Here is a 24458-nt window from a genome sequence, read left to right on the forward strand (position 1 = left end):
CCCCGAATTGTACCACTAGAATGCGACGTTAAGTCTTTCCCAACTAATTTGGAAAATAGTTATGCTATTAGAAGTTAAACACCCCGAATTTAAAAATCATAAGGTTGAAGTTAAAATTGGCGGTTTTTTTTCTGGGCCCAAGTTGATAGTTAATGGTTCTGAAATAAAGAAAAAAAATGGCTGTTATAGTATTCCATTAAGTTCTGAAAGGGAAATGACGATTCAGTTAAAATATAATATTCTTGACCCAGTTCCTAAAGTAAAAATTAAAGAACGTATTCTTGAAATTGCAGAACCTCTAACATGGTTTGAATATTTTTGGATAGTGGCACAGCCAATTCTTCTAGGAGTTTTAGGTGGCTCTGTAGGAGTGATCTTTGGCTGTGTTGCCGCAGTTGCTAACGGCAGAATATTTCGGAGTGATAAAAGTGTAATAGCGAAATATACTCTCTCTTTCCTTTTGACTTTGGGTGCTTTATTGGCTAACTTTCTTATTGTCTTTGCGCTTCTCTTTGTGCTTCATTGGCAATCAATGACTTAATAATCAGGCATTTTACAGATTAAGCTATCTAGTTGGCTTGATTGACTCTCGAAGCTTTGCAATTTCAGTTTAAGTGAGCTTTAAATGAGGCAAGGTTTAGAGTTGGGGGGCGTGTTGGTCTCCACTTAACTTAGCGTGAGAAGCCCAAGGAAATATCGAGTGGAATCCAAAATATCTTTGAGCGAGTTTAAATCAAACTTAGAGCTGGTGGAGACTTATATTGCTAATAGCTCTACTAAGAAACTGACTCGGATAGAATATCGTTCCTTCGATGAAGGAATGTGTGATGCTAACCTTTTCGTTATTTCCAAAAGTGAGGTTGCAGACGAACTTGAAGCATTCGTGACCCTTTGTAATTTTCAACTTCATTTCTATGAAGAGTGGAGCTTATCGGACACGACATCAGAGAATGCTAATTCAATTCTCAATCTTTGGGTGCAACCAGATATTGAGAGCTACCTGTTCGACACGCTCTCATCTAGTGAAGTGCATCAAGAAATCGATTGGATTATTAACTCAATTATTAAGCTTCTATCTGATGATTCTTTATTGTTGAAAAGAGTAAGGGATCCCGATAGGTGGGGAGTTTTTGTAAATGGAGAACGTATCTCCAGCGAAACAGCTCTGTCGGATATCGGTCTTAAAGAGATTATCTGTGGTATTGGCTTTGCTCTTGAGTGGAATTCAGTTGATATTATGTATCAAACAAAAAATGATTATATATTCTTTTCATGGGGTTCCGGGGCTTGAGAAGTTAGGCGCTTAGTAAGCAGCAACGGGCTGTCACACCTTCCACTCAAATTGTTGCGCAATTACGCGATCGCGTACGAATAAAATGCTATGAGTAATATATGAATAAAATATCCAAGGATACGAGAAATCTAAACATCAGATACGACCTTCCGACTGAAGTGTGGGACAAGATTAGGAGCATATACCAGTCAATGGATGGGTGGTTAGGGTTCAGCGATGGTACTGTCGGTTATGAAAACATACCGTATTGGTTTAGTTTCGACGATAAAGAAAAATGTATATCGGCTTCCGTTGAACCTTCAGGTTTGCAGTTTGAAGCAAACAATATCGATGAAGTCGAATGGGAAGCTTGGATGAGAAAAATAAAAAGTATTGCAACCGAAATATTAGGGTTCAAGGTCGGCGAGATTGAACTGGGAGAGGTGACTCATGAAATTGAATGGATCGATAAAAACTAGAGGAATGGAAAGAGTCTCTTTGGTTGGATAAGGTTGCGTGTGCTATCTTGCCAAAAATCGTCCTTCACATTTGTCCGCATTAAGTCGTATTTATGAACCCAAGTCTAGAGCAAGTAGCAAAAGCGCTTCAGGATAATTGGTCTGAAGAAAGCACCGATGAGCCAGAAAATTGGACGCCATCTAATCCAAGCCGTGGGCAGTGCGGAATGTCATCGCTCATAATCAATGATTACTTCGGTGGAAAGCTGATTTTATGGAAGGTGTTTGTGGGTGCTGAGCAAGTTGGCGTCCATTATTCCAACGAGTTACCAGATGGGACGCTCTTTGATTCAACGAGCGAGCAATTCTGGGAGTCAGAAGAGTTAAAAGAGCCTAAATTATTCGAAAGGCCGCACAAATTGCCAAAGAATGGGGTAGACCGTTATTTCAAATTATCAGGCTTAGTTCGTAGTCAATTAGAAAATGCATAAGTAGAGAGGAGTGATTGTGGGTGACTACGCGAAAGTCACGTATTTAAAGCATTTAAGAGTCACTCCCAACACTTGGTGTTTTCGGTTTAATTCAGTTTTAGTGTTTACTGTTGAGCTGGCCCGAGCTAAAACTAAGCAATCAATATTTGTAGGTTATTTCGTGAAAAAAACTATTTTAGCTGTTCTTTTTAGCGCATCGGTTTTTGCTTCCTCAAGCAAAGACGTTCCAACGATGAATGATAAGAACGGTTACGTAGAACCGTTTCAGATGTTTGATAATGTTTATTATGTTGGGGACAAATGGGTTTCATCATATGCAATTGATACAGATGACGGACTAGTGATCATTGATACACTTGATTTCCCTTATTCTAAGTGGATTTCTATCAACCTTGAGAAGTTAGGGTTAGAAGATAAACCAATAACGCACATATTGGTAACACATGGGCACTCTGACCATGTTGGAGGTGCTCAGTTACTTCAAAAAATGTATGGCTCTAAAGTTGTGATGACCAAAAGCGCTCATGAATTATCTATACAGCAATCAAACAAGAGCAAAGGTGAGAAGCAGTTCCTTTCACCAACCCTAGACATAGAGATAAAAAGTGATACCTCTATGGTTATTGGCGGCAAGGAGTTTAAGTTTTATCTCACCCCGGGTCATACTGAAGGTGATTTTTCCCTAGATTTTACAGTCAAAGATAAAGGCGCTGAACATCGTGCTTTTGTTGTTGGTGGCCATAGCGTAAGTGGTAACGATCCAAAAATGATTAACCAGTTCCTGAATAGCATTGAGAAAGTTAGGAAGATTGCACTTCAGTCGCCCCTTGTGAGTGTTAATCTTTCCAACCATCCACATAAAAATTACCTATTTGAGAATAGGGAAAAGCTAGTTGTAAATGGGAACCCATTTATTAGTGAGACAAACTTCTTCATGTTTCTTAAGCAACAAGAAAGCTTAGCTAAGAATAAAATAAAAGGGCTGTAACAGTTCTGAAGAAATGGGAAGTTTTTGCAGCTGAATTAGTTGATTAGGGGGGCCTAAGGTGATCCGCCCAATGCGAAATTAGCAAAGCTTCTGTCCAGAACCCTCACAGTTGGCTTGCATGAATTAAGACAAGCTGACCGTTGTGTAAACATTGCTTTAGGTTTTATATCTTGTGGTCTAAGTTAGGAAAACTAATTAACCAACCAATCTTCTAAAAGAGAGGTAAATCAGTCTGATATCTTCAGGTTTTGGTGCCTATTTAAAGGTTAAGGAGCTTTTTAAGGCTAAATAAACTCTCCATAGAGTATGGATATTCACTTTATTAGTAGTGGGTGAAGTTATAAGTCTTAATTTAGATATTTAATGTCTTAAAATTGTTGTTTAATGCTGTAATATCAGTATTAGTATCTAATTTTGGTTTTAATCACTAATCAGGATAGGTATGAATTACTACAACTTCTTTAAAGAGCTTCTAAAAAATGCTGATATTAAATTAGATGGAGATAGAACTTGGGACATCAAGGTTAAAGATGTCAATATGTTCAGTCGGATTATAGAGTGTGGTTCATTGGGGCTAGGAGAAAGTTATGTTGATGAGATGTGGGAGTGCGAAGACTTATCAACAATGACTTCTAAGCTTCTTTCATCAGACATTGAATCTAAGTTAACCATTTCAAATAAATTATCTGTTGGGGCTTCATTAGGTAAACAAAAATTAAAAAAACTATTTAACCCTCAGAGTATTTCCCAAGCCAAAGTTGATGTAAGTTCACACTATGATTTAGGGAATGATCTTTATGAAAGAATGCTTGATCCAAGAATGACCTATACATGTGGATATTGGAAAGAAGCGAGTGATTTGGCTCAAGCTCAAGAACATAAACTTGATCTCCTATGTAGAAAGTTAGGTTTATCAAAAGGAATGAGAGTTCTAGACATTGGATGTGGTTGGGGAAGTTTCATGCAATTTGCCGCAGAGAAATATGGCGTCATATGTGATGGTTTAACTTTATCAAAAGAGCAAGCTGAATTAGGGCAGAGTAAGGCTAATGATGCTGGACTACCAATAAACTTTATCTTACAAGACTACAGAGAGTATAGACCTGAATATAAGTATGATGCAGTTGTATCCGTTGGAATGATAGAACATGTGGGTCCAAGTAACTATAGAGAGTATTTTGAATGTGCAGATCGATTCATGAAAGAAGAGTCTATATTTTTATTGCATACAATTGGTTCAAGTATATCTAAGGTGGATTGTGAGCCATGGATTGACAAATATATTTTTCCTAACGGGGTAATACCTTCATTAGCCCAATTAGCACAAGCAATGGAACCGAAGTTTAATATTGAAGATTTACACAATTTTGGTCCTGATTATGATCTGACACTTTGTGCATGGTATGAAAATTTTGAGCAAAGCTGGCCAGAATTACAATCTAAATATGGCGAACGATTTTTTAGGATTTGGCGTTATTACTTGCTTTCATGTGCAGGAGCATTTAGAGCCCGAGATATAAGCTTATGGCAACTTGCATTAACAAAAGGTGACAGAAGTCTGCCTGAAAGTGTAAGAGCGGTTTAAAGCTTGATTAATCATAGAGTCTTTTAGAATTCACCCATGATCCTTCAAGGTAATATTATGAATGTTTGCACTATCCAAACAAGTTGCAACAGAACACGCAGACTTTGCTTGTATTTGGCGTAATTTTTTGCTGATAGGTGAGCTTTTTACATAATGACATCTAGATTCGTTGTATCAGTAAGGCATAACTATTGAGTGCGTCAACAAATCTAAATTAAATAGATCTTACAATAAATAATAAATCGATATGATATTTTAATTTTAATTTTAATTTTTCAATCTTATTATTTAATTGGATGTGTTTTTATTTGCTTAGTTTTGACATTATTAATTACTCAAAGGAACTATTATAGCTATTCCTCTTTATTTTTAATGAATGTAAAGAACTACATATAAATTCACAAAGGCTAATATGAAATCTAAATTATCATTAATAATCGCGCTTGCAGCTTCTGCTTATTCTGCAAATAGTTTTGCTATTCATTATGGACAGGAGGTTGATCCAGAGCTTTTTAAATCTTATGTCTCTTTTCGAGTAATTGGTATGTTTCAAGGGGTTGTGAAAGATGAACAACATTCATGTGGAGGAACTCTCATTGCAGATAAATGGGTTTTGTCTGCTGCACACTGTGGGGGAAGCTTGATGATAGGTGAACATCCTCTTGAAGGCTTCGCCGTGTATAATCCGATGATTCGTGTGGGGATTGATAAAGGTGGAATTTTTGACGGAGCCCCTATTGAAGTCGCAGAGTTCTGGACGCTGGACGGCCAACATTGTGTTGTGCATGAAAACACGACAGAGTGTGACAACGAAGGCTCCTTATTAAGAAGATCAGGAGGTCAGGATTTAATGCTTGTTAAACTTAAAGAATCAGCAATAAGGCCTGGATTGAGCGAAAAAGCTGAAATATATTCTTACAGTAAGTATGGAACTCCAGTTGTGCAAGTGGGCCTTGGATCTCTAGATAATGAACATGGCGGCCATTTGTCAAAAACATTACGCGGTTATGCAACAACCATAACTCACTTGGAGGATTGCATTTCAGATTACCCAGATTATGCCGATGCTTTTGACCTTGAAATAGGTTACTGCCAAGGAATGGAAGGAGCACGACAAAGAACAGGCATGGCAGATTCAGGTGGGCCAGCTTATGTTCTTGATACTAAGGATCAGAAGCTAAAATTGGCTGGTGTTGTTTCTGGTGGAGTTACCATGATAGATGATTCTTCTGAATGGGGTTTCACCGAGAAGGTTGGCTTAACGAGAATGACAAGGCCTGGGTCGGAAAAGGCTATTGAGTGGATAGAGACGATATTTCTGGAAAATAATGGTCCGGATTTAAATCGCCAGTGATCTTCTGATATTTATTAAATAAATCCTCAATACTTTTCAAGTTTTAAAATCAAGAGATGCACTTATTAAGTATTGGTATCTCTAAGGTAAGGAAAGAAAAACTTTCCTTACCTTTTTTAAATTTCCTACCTTAGAATTTATGGCAGTCTCGATAAAAATTGACGCAGCTATTGTGCTAACAGGTTTTCAATTGATTAAAAAACCATTAAATGCTATCACATAGTTAAACATCTCGGAATCAATGTACTAGTAAGTACCTAGCTGGTAAATTGTATTATACAAAAATGACTATTGTTTCTGGCAGCAGCCATCTTGATTTGAGGTCCAAAAGTTATCCAGTTATCTAATGGCGTTCAGTCATAGCATTTCTCTCTTTTTCTGATACTCGGACGTCGAGCCTAACCAAAAATAGAAATGGAGGCGTTCTTATTACCCATCTGCCGGGTTGAGAATTAGCCCATGTTAATAATAATTTTTCCGAACGCGCCTTTATCCAGTTGCTCCAGCGCTTCCGGTAGCTCTGCTAAGCTAAATGATTTATCTATAACTGGTTTCAATTTGACTTTGTCAACGGTATTGACTAGGCTTTCTAGCGCGCGGCGATGACCTACACCTATACCTTGAATCGTTGGTGATTTCAGTAACAGCATGACTCCCGGAGCTGTGACATCGTGTGTGTCCATCATACCAATCATTGATATGCGCCCATGTGAGGCTACGGCGCGAACAGAGTCTGCAAAGTTACGTCCCCCAACCGTATCCACAACGTGATCAATTCCTCGTTCATTTGTCAGACGATAAATGGCTTCGACCCAGTTCTCTGTTTTGCGGTTAATACCGTGATCAGCGCCTAGCTCAGCTGCTGCGGCCAGTTTTTCATCGCTGGATGAAGTAATAAATACTTCGGCACCCATGGCCTTGGCTATTTGGAGTGCAAAAAGAGCCACGCCACCGGTTCCCTGAACGAGTACGGTTTCGCCTGGACGAAGGTTACCTCGTTCAATCAGAGCAAACCAAGCTGTCAGCCCTGCACAGACAAGCGTGCTGGCTTCAGCATCGGTGAGCGACTGTGGCGCTTTAACCAGCCACTCCTCATTTATGAGCACGTATTCAGCTAGCACGCCCTGAAAACCGTAACCGAGTGTATCGTAGTGTGGATTTTTAGCGTTGTTATCCAACTTTCCGTCTATCCAGTTTGCGTTAAAAGATGAGATAACTCGGTCTCCCGGGCTAAAGCGAGTTGTGCCAGATCCGGTTTTTTCAACCACGCCAGACATATCAGAACCAGGTGTGAAAGGCATTGGCATACCATTGCCCATTCCACCTTCAATAATGACTTTATCTCGATAATTGAGAGAGACGGCATTGACTCTGACAAGAATTTCATTTGGACCAGGTTGAGGGATTTCCGTTTCTATAAGTTTCAGGTTTTGACGTCCAGTTTCGTTTAATATCCAACGTTTCATGCTGTATTTCATATAGATTCCTTATTGATAGATAGCTGATAAAAAGATTCTAACATTGCAAATTAGGTGACAGTGGTGGCATTATGTCTCTTTATTGGTTCCATTTAGGCAACAATATGAAAGGTGAGATGAATAGTATTCCTGTATTTGTGGCTGCAGCTGAGTCGGTGAGTTTTTCTCAAGCGGCCGACAAATTACATGTTACTCGCTCTGCAGTGGCGAAAACGATATCCCGTCTAGAGGATAGGCTTGGTGTTACCCTTTTCAATCGCACGACTCGCAGCCAAAGCCTCACTGATGAAGGCTCTCTGTACTACGAATTCTGCAGTCGAGCGTTGGCTGAAATTAAGCAAGCGGAGGATATACTGGAAGGTGGTAAGTTGCAGGTTAGTGGGAAACTAAGGGTGTCGGTTCCGGTACTGCTTGGACACCTTTGTATTTCACCCTTATTGTCTGAGCTTGCAAAAGAACACCTTGGGCTGGAACTGGAAATTTCATTCAACGATCGTCCGGTGAATTTGCAGGAAGAGGGATTTGATTTGGCCGTCAGAATTGGCGCACTGGCTGACAGTAGCAAACTGATAGCTCGAAAACTGGCTTCTCACACGATGGTATTCTGTGCGTCTCCGGGTTATATCAACGAAGCTGGTGAGCCAATTTTACCCATTGACCTAAAGCAGCATGCTGCCGTTGCATACATCCGTTCAGGGCGCATCCTGAAGTGGCAAGTTAAAAACGAAAATGATGAAATGTCGGAAATACTTCCACCAGCCAGGCTGATGATGGATGATATGCAGGCAGTACGAGATATGACCATAGCGGGAGGGGGTATTGCTTGGCTGCCTTATTGGCTTGTGCGGGAGCAACTCGATAGTGGCAATTTGATAGAGATACTAAAAGATCAGACTTCAGGAAGCTGGCCTATCTATGCCGTTTGGCCACGAACTCCTCATTTGTCTCTGAAAGTCCGGCTGGCCGTTGATGAATTAGTTAGCAAGCTACCGGCTATGATGGCTACGATTGAAAGCTAGGCAAGATGTCTACTTTTGTTCACAGCATAATGGATTAGGTCGGGTAGTAGCGTTGCTCACCACTTAACGCGGTGTTAAATACACGTGCGAACTAATAGGATTTAAGGATGAATCGAAATATAGAATTTAGACCTCATTTATGGCATTCGAAAATGGTGTTGCCCATGGTGACGAGCTATGTGGCTTTCACATTTATTTTCAATTGGTTCTACGAAGTTGATTTTCAATTATGGCCATTTCTAGTCACAGTGACGAGTATGGTGGCAGTGTGTTCAGTTTTAGCCTTGTTTAAGAAGAGTCATTTGTCAGTTGTGGGAAATGATGTTTTCCTCCAAGGACTCAAGGCTGAGTTGATGGTAAAGGAAGATATGTTTGGATATGAGTATATTCAAATTACCTCAAATACAGAAACTGGTTATCATCGGGTTAAAGTTACCCAAAATCAGTTTTCTTTTTCAGACTGGGCGCTTCTGTTGGGAAAGTGCAATCAGAAATCGTTTCAAAAATAACCTCGGAAGGAAAAAGACAACCTCTAAATATCAGGGTTGATCTTCATTGTTTATTTTGTTGTTAATTATGCTGAAGTGTCCAATGTTTACAGCAAAACCGTTTCCAGGTGGTATATTTGATAGAATTCTGATAAGTTTTTATTTTACAAATAGTTAAGTGTGTGCATTTTACTGATCAAATAGGTTAAATGCACATGCTTAAGCCAGCAGGTTTTCATATTATTAATGAAGCTGTTTATAAGAAAGTGCAGGGCATGTTACCTGAACACATCAACGAAATGTTTTATGCAGGTGACTTTGATTGTCCCAAGCTACTGAGGAGAGTGTAGTGAACGAAGAAGAAAAATATATTCTAGATTCAATCAAAGGATGGGTATGGTCAGGTTTTTATAGCATAGTCGATATTCGTGAAATGATATACGATAATCTCGAGGAAGGGTGCGATGAAGAAATGCTGCTGGCCTCAATCGAGCCTGAGATTGAGAAAAAACGTTTAGCGGAAAAAGAATGGCCAGAGGTTACAGATTTCGATCGTCTTCATGGTGTATTTTATAAGCTACATGAAGAAGGAATTTGTGCTCTTCATAACGCGGGATACACAATGTCTGACGGATTCGAAGATGTTAGTGAGGTCGTTCATGATGCTCCTAAAGATCATTATCACAGTTTTTGCTTCTATCATGGTCAAGATGTGGAAGGTGCAGTAAACGGTAGAGGCCTTATGATTGCATTTGGTGCTCTTGAAAGTGACGATGAGAAAAGTGTCCAGACCGGTAAGCGAGTAGCAGAGTGCTTGAGTAAAGCAGGTTTTAAGGTTGATTGGGACGGTTCTATTAAAACGAGAATATTCTTGCCAGAGATAAAATGGCAAAAGCGGACAGTCTAATAAGTGGTATCAACTGACCATCAAACTGTCTGAATGAACTCTTTAATTACAGCGGATAAAAATTCCCGCTGTACCTAACTAGCGTTATATGACTGTGTCGACACATCCACTTCGGAGCACTTGCCTAAGGCAACATTAGTGTTTATGTTGTGCCAATTTTATGAATAAATGGTTTTTTAATTATGGTTATGAAGTTAAAGCTAATTTTATATAAAAAGGATGTTTGGCTTTGCTATTAAATCAACAGAAAACCTGATTAATGTGCACATTTTTGCTTTTATATATCAATACCTTGAGATCTTGCCATGCACATGTCGATGCCAAACTCACAAAGAGAATTGGGTATATAGAGTTCCCCCCTTCATAAAAAATTGATTACTCATGCAGAAGGATGATTTAAGAGCCGCATCAACACTGGAAGCAATATAAAACTTATAAGGAAATTTGAACATGAAAGTTGCTATTTGTGGCGCGGGCCTGCGCTCTACAAAGGTTCTAAATTATTTAAAACACGCTATGCCTGAAATGACTTTTGTTGGCTATTACGACCCACAACCTTCACTCTTGTCAGACATCTTCGATCCCCGAGAGATTAAGCGGTTTGAATCTGTTGAAGCGATGCTTTCTGATGCCTCACCGGACTTATTATTCGTAGGTTCGCCTAATCACGTACACTGTGAGCAGATTGAATTGGGCCTAAACGCAGGGGTGCGCGTCTTCACGGAAAAACCCGTCGTCACTGACCTTGCACAAACTTGGCGTCTTGTTGAGCTTTTACGGGAGTATGGCCCAGAGAAATGCATGGTGGGTCTGGTGCTCCGCTATTCACCACAAATCATTGATTTACAGGACGCTTTATCTGAAGGATTACTTGGGGATATTGTCTCAATGGAGGCCAATGGGCACATTGAACCCTCTCACGGCGCATTCTTTATGCGGGATTGGCGGCGATACCGACAGTATTCCGGTGGGTATATGCTTGAGAAATGCGTTCATGATATTGATCTCTACAACTTGATCACTAATTCCCGCCCCAAAAAAGTTGCCAGCTTTGGCGGAAGAAACTCGTTCATCCCCAAGAATACGCCCACTCACACCGACGAACTTGAGTTGGTCCATTCTAAAACCTCTATCTGGCAGTCGATGAATGATCCTTATGGTTCCGATGCTGACATTGTTGACCATCAAACTGCGCTGTTATCTTTTGAAAATAAAGTCTCAATGACATTTCATACCAACTTGAACATTCCTGATCAACAACGACGTTTTATGGTCGCTGGCAGTAAAGGTATGGCTGAGGGAGATTTTAAGCGCGGCTTCATGAAGATTACAGCGTCTCCGTCAGGAAAAACGCTGTTTGGCTGCGACTACAAAGCAATACCGGAAGCCAATATTGATCATTATGGTGCCGATGCCAAGATGGCGAGAGACATAGCCTGTTACCTTAGAGATGGCTCAGAAAGCCTTCCTGTATCAATCGTTGATGCGTTAGAAGCTGGCATAGCGGCAATGGCAATTGATCAAGCACGAGAAAGTGGAGAGGTTGTCGATTTGACCAAGACGTGGGCTCAATTTGATAGCTATAGACTAAGGGATTGATTCCAATAAGTACAGAACCTACTTCTTTACCAAAAGTTTGCAGACGAGGCATGAAATACGAAAATGTCGAGTAGACGACACTTGTTACCAAATGTCGCCCCTCTAAGAAGCCAGAGTGCAACTTTCACCGCACTGGGCTCAAGCTTTCACGAAGGCACCGATTGGCACCTAGCAACTTATAAAGCAGTGAGAGCGGGCTCATGCCAAGAGTTACGGCATTGCTTCTTTGGTTTTCTCTTAGCCAAGTATTCTTAGTATTGAGGATCAATAAACGTAGCGGTACTCCTGATTTTCACATGTCTCTCTATTGGCACTCTGGCTATTTAAAACAGATTGAACTGACAATCCATATTCATAATTTTCTGCCAACCGTGAAATTGCCATTGACCTTGGCGGTTGATGAAGCATTTAAGGGCGATCCAAATTATTGAGTTTTGTTAGATGGTACCTTTTAATCCAGTACCAGAGCGTATCGCAAAGCTTGTGACCAACATATCCGAATACCTGTTTGACCACGCAGTGTCGATAGTAGTTCGACTAGTCCTTGAGTTTCGGATTTATCAATTTGGTTAAATCGTTAAAGGGGATAGCTGCGTGCTTTTTGATGAGTTCGCGCAAGTTACTCAAGAACAGGAGTGTGTTGGATTTACTGCCTTTATTTTGTGATACCCGCTTATTTAAGTAAAAAATTCATCGAATTACGCAATATAATTGATATATCTCTCGTAAAAAGATGAAATTATTATTCTTATCAACAGGTTTTATTGTGTTGTGGCACGAATACAAAAGCTAGTAAAGGTGTGATTATTTTATTTCCGATTTTTAATAGAGGAAGTAATAGATAACACTGTACTGTAGGTTGCAATGAAAAAAATTCCTGTGTCTTTAGCTAATAGTCAAATTTCTGGATTACCTTATGGGCCACTATCTAAGGTTGAAGTAACGCATGAACTAGGGGTGTTCATCGAGATTATGGCGAAGTGTAAATGACGTCAACGCCTTAACCTAGCTTCATTCCTGCATTGGATAAAACCAGCAGTAATTCACAGGCAGTATAAATTTTTTAAACTATCTAGCGATGTTGGATTCACAGGATATGTCATCTGGGCTTGGGTAGACGATTTAACATTATATAATTATATGACTCAGCCTAGGTTCTCACTTAAAGCAATGAATTGGAATGAAGGAAGCAATCTGATTGTTGTTGACTGGTTCGTCGAAAAAAATAGAGAAAGTCAGTTGAGGAATTTATATAAGCATGTCATTTCCTCTACAAAAATAAGTGGAAATAAAATCAATATTTGTATTCGAGATGAACAAGGAAATATCATAAAAACGAATAAACGGAGTATTTATGGTTACTGAAATATTTAGAACACATAAGTATGTAGGAAAAGATAATACTCCTTATGTTGAAAGAGATTTACCTAAAGAATCATTTGTTTTGTTTGATACCTACAAACTAAAAGGTAGTGAAGTCGTTTGGATCAATAAAGAACTTATACAAGATTACGGTATCGAGCTAGATGAAGACTCGATTAAAAAGGAACTCATCGAGAATTTTAGCTATGTTTCTAGGGGCTATGCCGATAAAACGAGGGTTATTACCAACGACAAAAAGCAGTTTATGGCAGACCAATACGGCTCACGACATGAAATATGTAATGGTGGTAGCGCAAGGTGCGGGTTAAATGGCCATTTTCAAATCAAAGGGATTGGGCGTAACCCTTTAGTAGCTGCAAATATGTCAGAAAGTCACTCACATGGTAAATTGTTTATCGATGAATCGATCAGTGAAGCTATTTGGGGAGAAGTCTGTCACAAGCATCTGCCTTATGGAGCGATACGTACTTTAGCTATCATCAAAACTAACACGAAGCATAAGTTTGGGTACTTAGATGATGCACCTAATAAACACTGCGCACTAGCAATAAGGGAGCTATCTGTACGTCCTGCCCATTTTGAACGTTGCACCTTCTTTTGGCCAGAGGAAAGTTACCGTCACCTTCGTGATAATGATGCCAATCGCGTAAGAATGGCTGCGCCATACTTTTCAAGTTTGTTGTTAGGTGAAAATGTGAATGCGCCGCTTCGCGATGCCCTCAATCTAATGATTGATCGATTGGCTTGCCAGATTGCAGCATCGAGAGTGAAAGGCATACCACATGGCTCCTTAACGAGCTCAAACATATCGGTTGATGGTAGATTTTTAGACTTTGGCACCATGACAGCGGTGCCTGATTTATGCAACTATGTGCTGGCAAATGGTGTTGGTGCCGTCTGGGACGACCATGAGCTCATAGAGTCCTGGCTAGTTAACTTCATTGACACGCTTAACCATTACTCACTAAGCGGATTAACAGCAAGTGAAATAAAAGAGCATTCGTCAGAATTTTCGAGATTACTTGATGAATATGAGAACCAGTTCTTGTTGAGAGAGTTGGGGATTGATGAACACTCACAATCGAACCTTTATCAAGCGAGGTGTTTGAAGGAAAGCCTTAAAAATGATGAGCGTAGGGCAATTACTCGATTTAACGATGAAGAATTTCGTCAAAATATACTAGTAGAAGCAAGGAGAATTGGGCTCGATGTCAATATAGTCAAATTTCCTTTACGAAAGGCGAAGTATTCATCTTTTATCATGCTCCAAGGTCACTTGAATACAAAGTACGACTATCAATCGGTTAGTCAACTTATAAATAGCTATTTATAATAAGTGAGATAATTATGGTTGATGTTATTGAAGTGATTTTAATCGCTACGTCTTTACTGTCATTTATTACAACATTAGTTTTATTTGGGTGTTATAAGCTTAAAAAGTCTAATTCTAAAAGTCGTAACCATCCAACTGTTTCTGTATTCCTACCCTTTTACAATGAAAATGAGGAACACTTAGTCTGTGCATTAAACAAGCTAAATGAACAAAGCTATCCAAGTCGATTTCAGATTATCGTTATTGATGATGGCTCGACAAATAATGCAATTTCTGGGGTTAAAGAGTGGATCTCTAGCACTGAAATTAATCACGACTTCCAGATTGTTGAAAGAGCGGTCAACGGTGGAAGGAAAGGCTTTGCTTTAGACCATGTCTTAGAACTTGGAGTCGCTACTGGGGATGTGTATGTCGTTGTAGACAGCGATACTTATATTGAACCTAACGGTATCTATGAACTGGTTACCAAGCTTTGGTCGGATGATAAATATGCTGCCGTTTGTGGCTATATTACACCGGAAAATCACAAAGACAGCTTCATTGGAAAACTGCAGCACTATGAACATATTAGTTTTTATGGTGCGATTAGAGCCGCACAGGACAAATTAGGATGCGTGCCAGTATTGGCTGGGGCCTTCGTAGCTCACAGAGCTTCAGCTGTCAAAAAGCTAGGTGGGTGGAGCGAGTGGTTAGTCGAAGACATTGCATGGTGTTGGAAGGCGATATCAAATGGTTATCGTACCGGTTATGCACCCAAAGCCAAAGCAACGACGCAGTGTCCTACTGATGCAAAAGGGCTATTCAATCAACGTCGGCGTTGGGCTCGTGGACGAGTAGAAGCTTATAACGAAGCTTGGAAGGCACATTGGATAGTAGGCTTGTGTGCATCGCCTTGGTTTCTGTTGACCGCAGCACAGTACATTTTTCCATCGAGCATTATTTTACTTGGATTTATGGTTTCGATGGGTATTTGGGTTCCAATATTGATCGGCATTGCCCATATGATTATCTACTTTTTACTGGTGAACTCATATATAAGAGATTTTGATTTGTCTGATGACTTGTCAAATAAGCAATTGTTCAAAGCTCCAATATATTCAGCCTTGCTGGAGTCCATTACATGGCTACCAAACTTACTTGGATATTCAGATGAAATTCTAGGTAAAAAGAAAGGCTGGTTAACAAGATAGTTTCTATGAGTGCAGTACTCTTTTACTGTAATTAAAATGTGAGGAAATACCTTATTATGTATAATTTAAGTATTGATGAAATCTCTATGGTTGATGGTGGTGGTGACGGTAATAGTAGTGGCTACCCTGCGAGTCCAGGTTCTAACCGTCCAATGTCTCAGACTCAAGGAGCCGCAACAGTAGGCGCTGCAGCAGCATGGGCTGGAGCATTTGCTGGGTGTATGGCTGCAACAGGTGGACTTGGCGCTATTGGCTGTGGAGCTGCGGTATCTGCAGCTGCAGCTGGAACCGTAGGTGCTGGAAATACTCGTTAAGCAATAATATACAGCCCTTGAATAAAGGGCTGTATAAATAGGAATAAATTATGGATATCAAAGACCTTTTTCCTAGTGAAAAATGTAGAGTTCAGAATGGTGACACTATCGTATTTAGCAATTCATTATTTGGAGGAGTTAGAGTTAAAAAGGGTGAAAAAGGATATGTTGTTTGCTCTTCATCTGAAATTAAGTCTGTTGCTCTAATTCTTATGGTGCTGTCCTTTTTAATAATGTTTTTTATTGTTAACCTTGATAGCCCTTTATTTTATTCGGCTTTGATTTTAGGGACTATTGTGAAACTTTTATCTATATTGATTACCGAAGCTAGAGTTCTTTATGTTAAAGAAAGAATATTCTCATATAATGGAAGCTTGAATGTTGATTAATCAATTAGAATGTGAAAGTGGTTTTTTTTTCGTAAATTGGGCACTAATGAATAATTGCAATTATAAGTGTGACTATTGTCACGCTGATTTAAATTCTGGCAATATCAAAGCTCCAAAGTATGAAGTCGTAGCTAAGTTTGTAAGAGACCTATTAGAAAATGCACATAGATTACAGTTGAAACCATATTTTGAATTTGGAGGAGGCGAAGTAACTCTACTTAGATATTTTATTCAACTTATCAAGTACATCCATCGCAATGATGGCATAGCCAGTATTGTTTCAAATGGCTCGAAACCGTTGAAATGGTGGATCGAAAATACTCAGTTTTTGAGTGGTGTAAGCTTGAGTTATCACATTAATGACATCAAAAGTGAGTCTCATTTCATTGAGGTATCTAAAATCCTTGAGGCCTCTAAAACCACTCGTTTTCACGTCAATATCATGATGGTTTCCGAGCGTTTTGATGACTGTTTGGAGTTTGCAAACAAGTTAAAAAAGGAAGTCCGTTGTTCTATTGCTCTCCAACCACTTTTTGAAGGTTTCGGGCATGGTGGGATTACTAAGAAGTATCCGTACACGCCCGAACAAGAACAGATAATGAGAGATTTTTGTGGTCGACCAGAGCTTAAAACACTTCCGCCTTCAATGGCTGAACTAAAGGTTAAATATGCTGATGGTACAACCAATAATCTGTCCACTTTTGATCTCATCGCTAATGATCAAACCAATTTTGTAGGTTGGGACTGTTACGCTGGTATTGATAGCTTAGTCGTTACTTTTAGCGGCGATATTTACCGTTCTTGGTGCATGCAGGATGGCCCGATAGGGTCCATCTATGACGAAAATATTGAACTTCCAACTCACCCTACAAAATGCAGAACTAAGATCTGTCAATGTGGTGTCGATTTGTCGGCCAAAAAAGTAAACACAAAGTTGGTGTCAAACAAGCTGCAAAGAATTGCAGTGACGCAACTTTAGTTTAGGGAAAGGATCCCCCGTGGTAGCAAGAGCGAAACATTTATATCGGCCCGAGTATTTTGAGGCGCAGAAGTCAGATCATCAAGGCTCTATTTTAATCGATGCTTCATTGAATCAACATCTGTTTTTAGCAGCATCTGTGTTTGTTCTGGCGACTATCATTTTCTTCGTCGTTTTTACTGAGTATACGCGCAGAGATACACTGAATGGAGTTGTCAGTCCGACAGGTGGTATTGTTAAAGTCCAGGCAAACGATGAGGGATACGCCGAAAAAGTATTCGTTACCGAGGGTCAAAAAGTACTCGCTGGCGAGCCGTTGTATGAGATAAAAACTGAGCGATATGACGAGTTTGGTCAAGGTGTTAAACAGCGAATTGTTTCCACTATTGAAAATCAAATTGTTCTTTTAAATGAACGCAGAAGCAAAGAAGTAGAAAAATCGCAACACCAGCTAGCGGTCATCGATGATGACCTGATACGTTTATCTGAAGAGGCTGGCATTCTTGACGTAGTGGTTGAACTATCTGAACAGGAGTTAAGCCTTGCTCAAAGTTTGGTTGATAAACAGCAAGTGTTGGTGAACAAGCAGTTCATCTCTGCTATTGAACTCCAAAGGCAAAAGCTTGAGCTAATAACACTAGAATCTAAGGTGCAAACCCAGCGTCTAAGTTTACTGCGGTTGGTAAGAGAAAAAGCCAAGCTAGAAGAAACGAAAGGCACTCTCCAGTTAGAGCTTGACATTGCCCTGCAAGAGATAGATCGCCAACTCCAACAAATTACTCAAAACAAAATAGAATACTTTTACCAAACGGATACCCAAGTGGTATCACCGATCAACGGTGTGGTTGCTTCAATTTTCGTTAAGGAAGGTCACTCAGTGAACAAAGGGCAACCACTTCTTGTTGTTATCCCTGAGGGGGAAGAACCAGTCGTTGTTGAGCTATATGCGCCGAGTCGCAGTATCGGTTTTATTCAAGAAGGTCAAGATGTCCGCCTACGGTTTGATGCGTTTCCCTATGAAAAGTTTGGTGTGCAGCAAGGAGTTATTGCATCCGTATCAAAATCTGCAGTCTCTGCCGAGATGTTGCCAAATAGCCCATTAATACAAAGCCAGCTTTCGCGCACTCATGGCGGTGTAGGCTTGTACCAAGTTAGAGTCAGTTTAGATAAGCCCACCATTACGGTATATGGGGAAGAGCAAATGTTTGTGCCTGGAATGACATTGACCGCAGATATTGAATTGGACACACGTAAGGTCTACGAGTGGCTGTTAGAGCCTCTGTATACGATTAAAGGGCGAATGTAACCATGCACGCAAAAGGTCTAATAGATTGGGGGTGGGGAAAGAAGCTCCCTTTAATCCGACAAACAGAAAAGGCGGAATGTGGTATTGCATGCCTCGCGATGGTTGCTGATTGGCATGGTTACAAAACCGACCTGCGATCGCTTAGAGCAAAGTGCGGCATTACCCAGCATGGGATGTCTTTTGCACAGCTTATTGAGTGCGGTGCACTTCTTAATCTATCAGGTCGTGCGGTACGCTTAGATCTTAATGAACTTGACCAACTAGCCACGCCGTGTATTTTGCATTGGAACTTAAATCATTTCGTTGTACTAAAAAAAGTGACTGGTAAGAAAGTTGAAATTCACGATCCAGCCAATGGCGTATTGACACTGAGTCATGATGAGGTCAATAAACATTTCACAGGAATCGCGCTCGAGCTAACGCCCACCCACGACTTTTAGGAAAAAGTTGAAAGCAAAGCAGTTCGGCTATCAACTCTAATTGGTAGAACCGTTGGTCTTAAAGGAGCACTAGGTCGAATCTTTGTGTTCGCATTGGTTTTAGAGGTATTAGCGCTTACTTTGCCGATCTTTAACCAGATTGTGATTGATGAAGTTTTGGTGGGGTATGACAAAAACCTCCTCGTACTTGTCATTGGAGCCATACTCATGGTGACAGCGACACAAACTCTAATCGGTCTTGCTCAGCAATGGGCGACAATCAAGCTGTCCGTGAATTTCAACATGCAGTGGGCGGCAAATGTTTTCCATCATTTGTTCCGATTACCTATAGATTGGTTTGAGAAAAGGGATATCGGAAGCATTAGTGCTAAATTCTCAGCTGTTGATGTCATTCAACAAACGTTAACGACTAGCGCTATACAGGCCTTACTCGATTTAGTGTTAGTGGTTGGCACACTGTCGGTTATGTTGGTTTACAGCCCTCAGCTGTCCTTCATAGCGATTGCGGCGGCGGTAGGCTACATCGCTCTCAGATTCGCGTGGTTTGGGGCTTTTAAACGCGCCGAAGAAAATACTTGGGAAGCCAGCACTCAAGAAGAAAGTTATTTTATAGAGACTGTTCGTGGTGTATTGAGCTTAAGAGTTAACGGGACGCTACCATGGCGTGAGTCTTCTTGGAGGAATCTCAATATAAATCGCAGAAATGCCCATCTATACGAGCAAAAGCTTGGGATGATCTACAATACAATAAATGTGACGATTGTCAGTCTTGTTTCCGCGACGGTTCTCTGGTTTGGTGCAAACTTAGTGTTGGATGGACTCTTTACAATCGGCATGCTCATGGCTTTCCTTTCATATCAAGGTCGATTCTCAGCCAGTATTAGTTCATTAATTGATAAGTACTTCGAGTTTAAGATGTTATCTGTGTACAACGAACGTTTAGCGGATATCGTTTTAACTGAGAAAGAAATGGAAAATGTTCCTGACACCTTGGGGTTGCCCGTTTTAACCAATAATTCAATCGATACTGTTATCGAATTTGACAATGTATTCTTTTCCTACGGAAAAGATCAGCCTTATATTCTTAACGGCGCTAGCTTTAGTGTAAAAAATAATGAGATTGTCGCGTTAGTCGGTCCATCTGGTTGTGGTAAATCAACAATTTCTAAACTGTTATTAGGTATTTATTCCGTTACGTCAGGTAACATTAACTATTTTGGCAATAAGTCGACAGCCTCCAAATCTCTTAGAACTCAAGTCGGTGCAGTATTGCAAGAAGATCAACTGTTTAGTGGTTCAATTATCGAGAATATAACTTTCTTCGCTGGCGATTTAGATGAAGAGTGGCTTGTTGAGTGTGCTCGTAGGGCGGGAGTTCATGATGACATTGAACGTCTCAATATGGGGTACCACACTTTGGTTGGCGAGATGGGGTCTAGTCTTTCTGGAGGCCAAAAACAAAGAATTCTTATTGCGAGAGCGCTGTATAAAAAACCCAAGTTTCTATTGTTGGACGAGGCGACGAGTAGCTTAGACATCTACACAGAGTCGTTTGTTTGCCAAATGTTTAAAGAGATCAATACCCCTATTTTGATGATTGCTCACCGTCCGGAAACAATAGCATCGGCTGATCGAGTGCTGCTGATGGAAAGTGGTCTAGTTCAGGAAATTCCAAATAACTTTAAGCAGGGGAATTAAGATGTATAACCACGAAAGAATACTCTGTCCAGACAATCATTCAGCGTTATCTGAAGTTGAATTGATGGAACAATATAGCAAGTTCTTTGGCTCGGATAATTGGGTGACATTTTCCGGGTGCCCTTCGATAACTCTGACTAAAGTTGGCTTAAATGGGTTTGAGGGTTTGGAGAATGGAAGAGAAGTAATTTCAATTGATTCAGGATGTTACATAGAGTCTTCTCATTTTCCCGCTTTTCCTTCTGGAGTATCTAAACTGACAAGTGTTTCTGTTAATAACAGGCCATTTGGAAGAATACTTATCGGCAAAGGATGTGTGCTCCAAGGCACTACCATTTGTGCTTACGACAAAGTTTCAATAGGAAACAATGTGATTTTTGGCCCTAATACAGTGATTATGGATTGCAGCGGCCATGCGCTTACAAAGCGAGGCCATCCGGATGAGCTTGATAGGCTTAGAGCCGAGCCAGTCATAATTGGCAACGACGTTTGGCTCGGCTACGGGTGTATTATTCTTCCTGGGGTAAAGGTTGGTGATGGTGCAGTTATTGGGGCCGGTAGCGTCGTGACAAAAGATATACCTGCTAACTGTATGGCTGCTGGCAACCCATGCACTGTCAAAAAAATGAAATTAAACTGATTGAAAATACATGATATGTATTCCTAAATATATCGATGAGATGTTTGACTAAAGAGTCTTTGACTGCACCAAGTTGCCAAATTATTAGCATGAAAATAGGTAAACTATAACCAATGCTTCAACTAAGGACACAGAACATCAGGCTGGTGTTCCTTTATTACTAATTTAAGCCTGCTATTTTTCGAGGGTTAAGCGAGGCTTTAGGGCATCGATGAGAGTGTAATTAATGAAGAAGAAAAGATATTTGGTCTGAACCAACCAGACTGGCCACAAAACTAAGCGAATTTTACTAGCCCTTCTACATCTGGGTCTTGCACATAAAAATGAAAGATGCCTGTCTTCCAATACTCAAAGTTATCTTCTGGATTTTCTTGATCTTTAAACTCAAAAATCTCCACGCCAACCCGGTCACCAGTAGACAAGTGAGCAATTCTAAACCGTTCCCATCCGGAACCAAAAACGTCGGTACACATTTCACCTATTGCTGAATCATCTTCAACAATTTCTGTGGGTTTCATGATGAAATACCAGCCAAGAACTTCGGTATAAAATTTTACTGCAGCATCTAAATTAGGAACGGACATACCAATATGGCTAAAATTACGCGGATAGGTATGGTTGGTGTTCGGTGGTGTAATCATCGTTAGCACCTCCATGTGCTGAGATAGTCCACAGAGCTTAGACCAACTAGAGCGATTTAACATGAACTTTCATTAAGAAAAATATCCGAATTTAATAGCTCAGAAAATAATAATGTATGGTGAAACGCAATACCTGAGCTATTTCTTTCATTGAGCCGCATAAGGCTCTCTGATTCATTCACTTACTTTAGATTAATGACAAACAACGTTTTGCTCATCTCTTAGAAGCCAAGAAATCCACTTTCGTTTTGAATTTAAAACGAAGCCTTCCTCAAAATGAACGCCATTGGTAATCAATCCGTCGATATTTTCATCATACTTTTTCGTGGTGAAATGCCATTCTTCACTATTTATCCGTTTTCCTTGCAGAAGAGCATCATGAAGGCGTTGACTCATAACGAAGATGACGAGACCTTCAGTTTGACTGATACCAAAGTCTGGCTTTGAGATACGACCGACAGCAACAGGTACCTTCAAAGAACACGCCTTTTCATCTTGAAGAGTAAATGAGTAGATTGCATCTCCAACTCGACCGTTAAGCCAAAGAAGTTGTCCTTGAGTCATATTGTCGACAGACAAAGTTCCCAAACTGCCTGCGGGAGAGAGAATTTTAGCCCAGCTAGATGTAGAAACAAAAATCGATAAAAACATATGTAGAATGGCTATTTTTTTCATGCTAAAGCTTCCTCGTCGAAGTGAGTATTGGTCGGTCGGGTTAATAGATATATCAACCAAAATGGCCCTACTATTGGTAAAAAAAAGACCAGTATCCAATAAATAGATTTGTTGATATCGTGCAGTCTACGAACAATGACTGAAAGCATAGGAATGAAACTTACAACGCTATAAATCGTGTCGAACCATGTCATCATATTCATAGCAATGTCTGCCGCAATCGCTCCTATTGCTACCAGTGTGTGTACTAAAAGAAACATCCAGCATTCTTTGCGGGATGAACAACCAGAAAAATCTAAACTTCGCTTCCAAGCTAAAAAATAATACTTCATAAAATGCCACCTCAATATTTGACTGATGGTGATATTTTGCCTTGGGATAAGTGATGGAGACGTCTCAAAACAGGTTTTAGGTCGTACTAAATCTGGTTTTGGTTTATGTTGTGTTTTCAATTATATTTCATCGAGTTATCCTAGATAATCCTGAATGTGGTAACTCATTAATCAATCTAGGACTTGCTATGCTTGCGATACCCGTGCCATTTGTCGTTTCCATGTTACTTGGGTTACTCGCCATATCACTTTATGCCCAGTTCTCTCAACAGGGTAAAATTGCTAGCGTGTTTGTTGGGCTATGTGCTGTGACGACCTCCATGGTCGGTTTACGCTGGACATTTGGGCTTAGCATTTTTAGCATCGTACAACCTATTTTGGCCTCCATAATTCCTGTTGTTGCGTGGTATGCGTTTGCACATGCCAATCGTGGTTTAGGCTTCTTACCTATTAAGCATCTTATTGTGCCATTACTTGTTGTTATCAGCGTTGTAATTCAACCTTGGTTGGCGCTTCCGCTAGATGTACTGCTTACTTTAATTTACGCAAGTTATGGAGTGGCACTAATCCGCTTTTCATCACAAGAAATAGCACTGGTTAATATCTCGTTAGGGAATTGGGAAGGTGTAAAGAAAGCGAAGAATATTGCGGGATGGATGCTGATATTTTCAGCGTGTGTAGATACGCTCATGTCGTTAGATTTCGCTTTTAATCATGGTGAACTTTCACCGTATATAGTTACTGCGGCACATTTGATTCTTCTACCCGTATTATCTATAGCTGTCGTTGTAGTCGGTATTAATACACCAGTTTTAGATGAGTTAAAATCTAAGCATATCAGCACCAGTGACGAGGCAACCAGTTCTCAGGTAATGTCCAGTGAGAGAGCTCACGAAATCACTTCTCAGCTAGACGCCAAAATCCGACAAGACTTACTCTACTTAGACCCGGAGTTAACTCTTTCAAAACTGACACGAAAGTTAGGTATACCAGCGAAACAAATTTCAATTGCCGTTAACCAGATTTATGAACAGAATATTTCTAAAGTCATCAATGGATATCGTATTGAGCATGCAAAGAATTCCTTAGAAACGTCACAAGATACGATTACACAAATATTCATGAACTCTGGCTTTCAGACCAAATCTAACTTTAATCGCGAGTTTTCAAGAGTCGTGGGAATGACCCCAAGTGCATACCGTAAAAGTAGATCGCGTGACATCAGTTAAACGTCAAGCAACCAAGACACTCGCCGATCTGTACGATACAAAAGAACCTGTGTTAATTACTGAACATGTTAAACCATCCGCGTATCTTGTTGACATTGACATTGATGATTACGAGTCTATGCAAAATCGTTAGGCTGTTCTCAAGTGTTTTTTGTTTAATAAATCAGTTGCTTAATATAATCAGAATAATACCGCCTAATAACTATATGTGTTCTAGCCTTTTTACTATGGTGCTAACTTTGAGTTGATTGCTTTACTCATTATCACTC

At 40.1% G+C, this 24458-nt stretch carries 24 protein-coding genes and 4 pseudogenes; 23 read left to right on the top strand and 5 right to left on the bottom strand.

Annotation, left to right across the window (positions count from 1 at the left end):
• The first annotated feature begins 61 nt into the window (after positions 1-61).
• The 7 genes from BS333_RS16225 (at position 62) to BS333_RS16255 (ending at position 6149) form a co-directional block, all read left to right on the top strand.
• On the top strand, positions 62-541 hold the full coding sequence (locus tag BS333_RS16225) for a hypothetical protein (protein WP_021710060.1): 480 nt from the start codon (positions 62-64) through the stop codon (positions 539-541).
• 159 nt (positions 542-700) lie between these two features.
• On the top strand, positions 701-1291 hold the full coding sequence (locus BS333_RS16230; protein WP_021710061.1) for a hypothetical protein: 591 nt from the start codon (positions 701-703) through the stop codon (positions 1289-1291).
• A 101-nt stretch (positions 1292-1392) separates the two neighbouring features.
• Complete coding sequence (locus tag BS333_RS16235; RefSeq protein WP_021710062.1) at positions 1393-1752, top strand: hypothetical protein; 360 nt, start codon at positions 1393-1395, stop codon at positions 1750-1752.
• 92 nt (positions 1753-1844) lie between these two features.
• The gene (locus BS333_RS16240; RefSeq protein ID WP_021710063.1) at positions 1845-2222 is read left to right on the top strand and encodes a YunG family protein; all 378 of its coding nucleotides are present in this window, start codon (positions 1845-1847) and stop codon (positions 2220-2222) included.
• A gap of 160 nt (positions 2223-2382) precedes the next feature.
• Complete coding sequence (locus tag BS333_RS16245; protein ID WP_173391670.1) at positions 2383-3210, top strand: MBL fold metallo-hydrolase; 828 nt, start codon at positions 2383-2385, stop codon at positions 3208-3210.
• 442 nt (positions 3211-3652) lie between these two features.
• Positions 3653-4795, top strand: a complete 1143-nt coding sequence (gene cfa, locus BS333_RS16250) for a cyclopropane fatty acyl phospholipid synthase (RefSeq protein WP_021710065.1) — start codon at positions 3653-3655, stop codon at positions 4793-4795.
• A gap of 412 nt (positions 4796-5207) precedes the next feature.
• The gene (locus BS333_RS16255) at positions 5208-6149 is read left to right on the top strand and encodes a trypsin-like serine protease (protein ID WP_021710066.1); all 942 of its coding nucleotides are present in this window, start codon (positions 5208-5210) and stop codon (positions 6147-6149) included.
• A 452-nt stretch (positions 6150-6601) separates the two neighbouring features.
• On the opposite strand, the gene BS333_RS16260 is transcribed toward BS333_RS16255, so the two are convergent.
• Positions 6602-7627: a zinc-dependent alcohol dehydrogenase family protein gene (locus tag BS333_RS16260; RefSeq protein ID WP_021710067.1), complete on the bottom strand. Its 1026-nt coding sequence runs from the start codon at positions 7625-7627 to the stop codon at positions 6602-6604.
• Between the two features lie 71 nt (positions 7628-7698).
• Between BS333_RS16260 and BS333_RS16265 the strand changes: the two genes are divergently transcribed.
• The 5 genes from BS333_RS16265 (at position 7699) to BS333_RS16280 (ending at position 11640) form a co-directional block, all read left to right on the top strand.
• A complete protein-coding gene (locus tag BS333_RS16265; protein WP_217995529.1) occupies positions 7699-8646 on the top strand; it encodes a LysR family transcriptional regulator in 948 nt (315 codons plus the stop codon).
• 107 nt (positions 8647-8753) lie between these two features.
• Positions 8754-9155, top strand: a complete 402-nt coding sequence (locus BS333_RS16270) for a hypothetical protein (protein WP_021710069.1) — start codon at positions 8754-8756, stop codon at positions 9153-9155.
• 194 nt (positions 9156-9349) lie between these two features.
• Positions 9350-9484 carry a hypothetical protein gene (locus tag BS333_RS22500; RefSeq protein ID WP_257790859.1) on the top strand — a complete coding sequence of 45 codons (135 nt, stop codon included), beginning with the start codon at positions 9350-9352 and terminating at the stop codon, positions 9482-9484.
• Entirely contained in the window at positions 9484-10041 is a 558-nt protein-coding gene (locus BS333_RS16275) for a DUF6891 domain-containing protein (RefSeq protein ID WP_021710070.1), read from the top strand. The genes BS333_RS22500 and BS333_RS16275 overlap by 1 nt, the downstream gene beginning before the upstream one ends.
• A 450-nt stretch (positions 10042-10491) precedes the next feature.
• On the top strand, positions 10492-11640 hold the full coding sequence (locus tag BS333_RS16280; RefSeq protein ID WP_021710071.1) for a Gfo/Idh/MocA family protein: 1149 nt from the start codon (positions 10492-10494) through the stop codon (positions 11638-11640).
• Positions 11641-11816: 176 nt separating this feature from the next.
• On the opposite strand, the pseudogene BS333_RS16285 reads toward BS333_RS16280, so the two are convergent.
• Positions 11817-12297: pseudogene (locus BS333_RS16285) on the bottom strand (group II intron maturase-specific domain-containing protein); the annotation flags it as partial.
• Positions 12298-12666: 369 nt separating this feature from the next.
• Between BS333_RS16285 and BS333_RS22640 the strand changes: the two are divergent.
• From BS333_RS22640 to BS333_RS16330, 9 genes and pseudogenes are all read left to right on the top strand, one after another.
• On the top strand, positions 12667-13005 hold the full coding sequence (locus tag BS333_RS22640; RefSeq protein ID WP_369384361.1) for a toxin-activating lysine-acyltransferase: 339 nt from the start codon (positions 12667-12669) through the stop codon (positions 13003-13005).
• Positions 12995-14356: a protein adenylyltransferase SelO family protein gene (locus tag BS333_RS16295; protein WP_021710074.1), complete on the top strand. Its 1362-nt coding sequence runs from the start codon at positions 12995-12997 to the stop codon at positions 14354-14356. Before BS333_RS22640 ends, BS333_RS16295 begins: the two co-directional genes overlap by 11 nt.
• Positions 14357-14370: 14 nt before the next feature.
• Positions 14371-15546 carry a glycosyltransferase family 2 protein gene (locus BS333_RS16300; RefSeq protein WP_101903938.1) on the top strand — a complete coding sequence of 392 codons (1176 nt, stop codon included), beginning with the start codon at positions 14371-14373 and terminating at the stop codon, positions 15544-15546.
• 56 nt (positions 15547-15602) lie between these two features.
• Positions 15603-15860, top strand: a complete 258-nt coding sequence (locus tag BS333_RS16305; protein WP_021710076.1) for a hypothetical protein — start codon at positions 15603-15605, stop codon at positions 15858-15860.
• Between the two features lie 50 nt (positions 15861-15910).
• On the top strand, positions 15911-16249 hold the full coding sequence (locus BS333_RS16310) for a hypothetical protein (protein WP_021710077.1): 339 nt from the start codon (positions 15911-15913) through the stop codon (positions 16247-16249).
• A gap of 46 nt (positions 16250-16295) precedes the next feature.
• Positions 16296-17228 (top strand): radical SAM protein, encoded by a 933-nt coding sequence (locus BS333_RS16315; RefSeq protein ID WP_237359118.1) that lies wholly within the window; start codon positions 16296-16298, stop codon positions 17226-17228.
• 19 nt (positions 17229-17247) lie between these two features.
• Entirely contained in the window at positions 17248-18534 is a 1287-nt protein-coding gene (locus BS333_RS16320) for an HlyD family secretion protein (RefSeq protein ID WP_021710079.1), read from the top strand.
• A 2-nt stretch (positions 18535-18536) separates the two neighbouring features.
• Positions 18537-20672: pseudogene (locus tag BS333_RS16325) on the top strand (peptidase domain-containing ABC transporter).
• Between the two features lies 1 nt (position 20673).
• Positions 20674-21312 (top strand): acyltransferase, encoded by a 639-nt coding sequence (locus BS333_RS16330; protein ID WP_021710082.1) that lies wholly within the window; start codon positions 20674-20676, stop codon positions 21310-21312.
• A gap of 284 nt (positions 21313-21596) precedes the next feature.
• Here the strand turns inward: BS333_RS16330 and BS333_RS16335 are convergent.
• From BS333_RS16335 to BS333_RS16345, 3 genes and pseudogenes are all read right to left on the bottom strand, one after another.
• Positions 21597-21953: pseudogene (locus BS333_RS16335) on the bottom strand (VOC family protein); the annotation flags it as partial.
• 192 nt (positions 21954-22145) lie between these two features.
• On the bottom strand, positions 22146-22628 hold the full coding sequence (locus BS333_RS16340; protein ID WP_021710084.1) for a hypothetical protein: 483 nt from the start codon (positions 22626-22628) through the stop codon (positions 22146-22148).
• Positions 22625-22960 (bottom strand): DUF805 domain-containing protein, encoded by a 336-nt coding sequence (locus BS333_RS16345; protein ID WP_021710085.1) that lies wholly within the window; start codon positions 22958-22960, stop codon positions 22625-22627. Before BS333_RS16345 ends, BS333_RS16340 begins: the two co-directional genes overlap by 4 nt.
• 188 nt (positions 22961-23148) lie before the next feature.
• Here BS333_RS16345 and BS333_RS16350 point away from each other — a divergent pair, with 188 nt between their 5' ends.
• Together BS333_RS16350 and BS333_RS16355 are read left to right on the top strand one after the other, a co-directional pair.
• On the top strand, positions 23149-24189 hold the full coding sequence (locus tag BS333_RS16350) for a helix-turn-helix domain-containing protein (protein WP_021710086.1): 1041 nt from the start codon (positions 23149-23151) through the stop codon (positions 24187-24189).
• Positions 24152-24319: pseudogene (locus tag BS333_RS16355) on the top strand (type II toxin-antitoxin system prevent-host-death family antitoxin); the annotation flags it as partial. The gene BS333_RS16350 and the pseudogene BS333_RS16355, both read left to right, overlap by 38 nt.
• Between the last annotated feature and the right edge of the window lie 139 nt (positions 24320-24458).

Source organism: Vibrio azureus, assembly GCF_002849855.1.
In the GTDB taxonomy this organism is placed as follows: Bacteria; Pseudomonadota; Gammaproteobacteria; order Enterobacterales; family Vibrionaceae; genus Vibrio; species Vibrio azureus.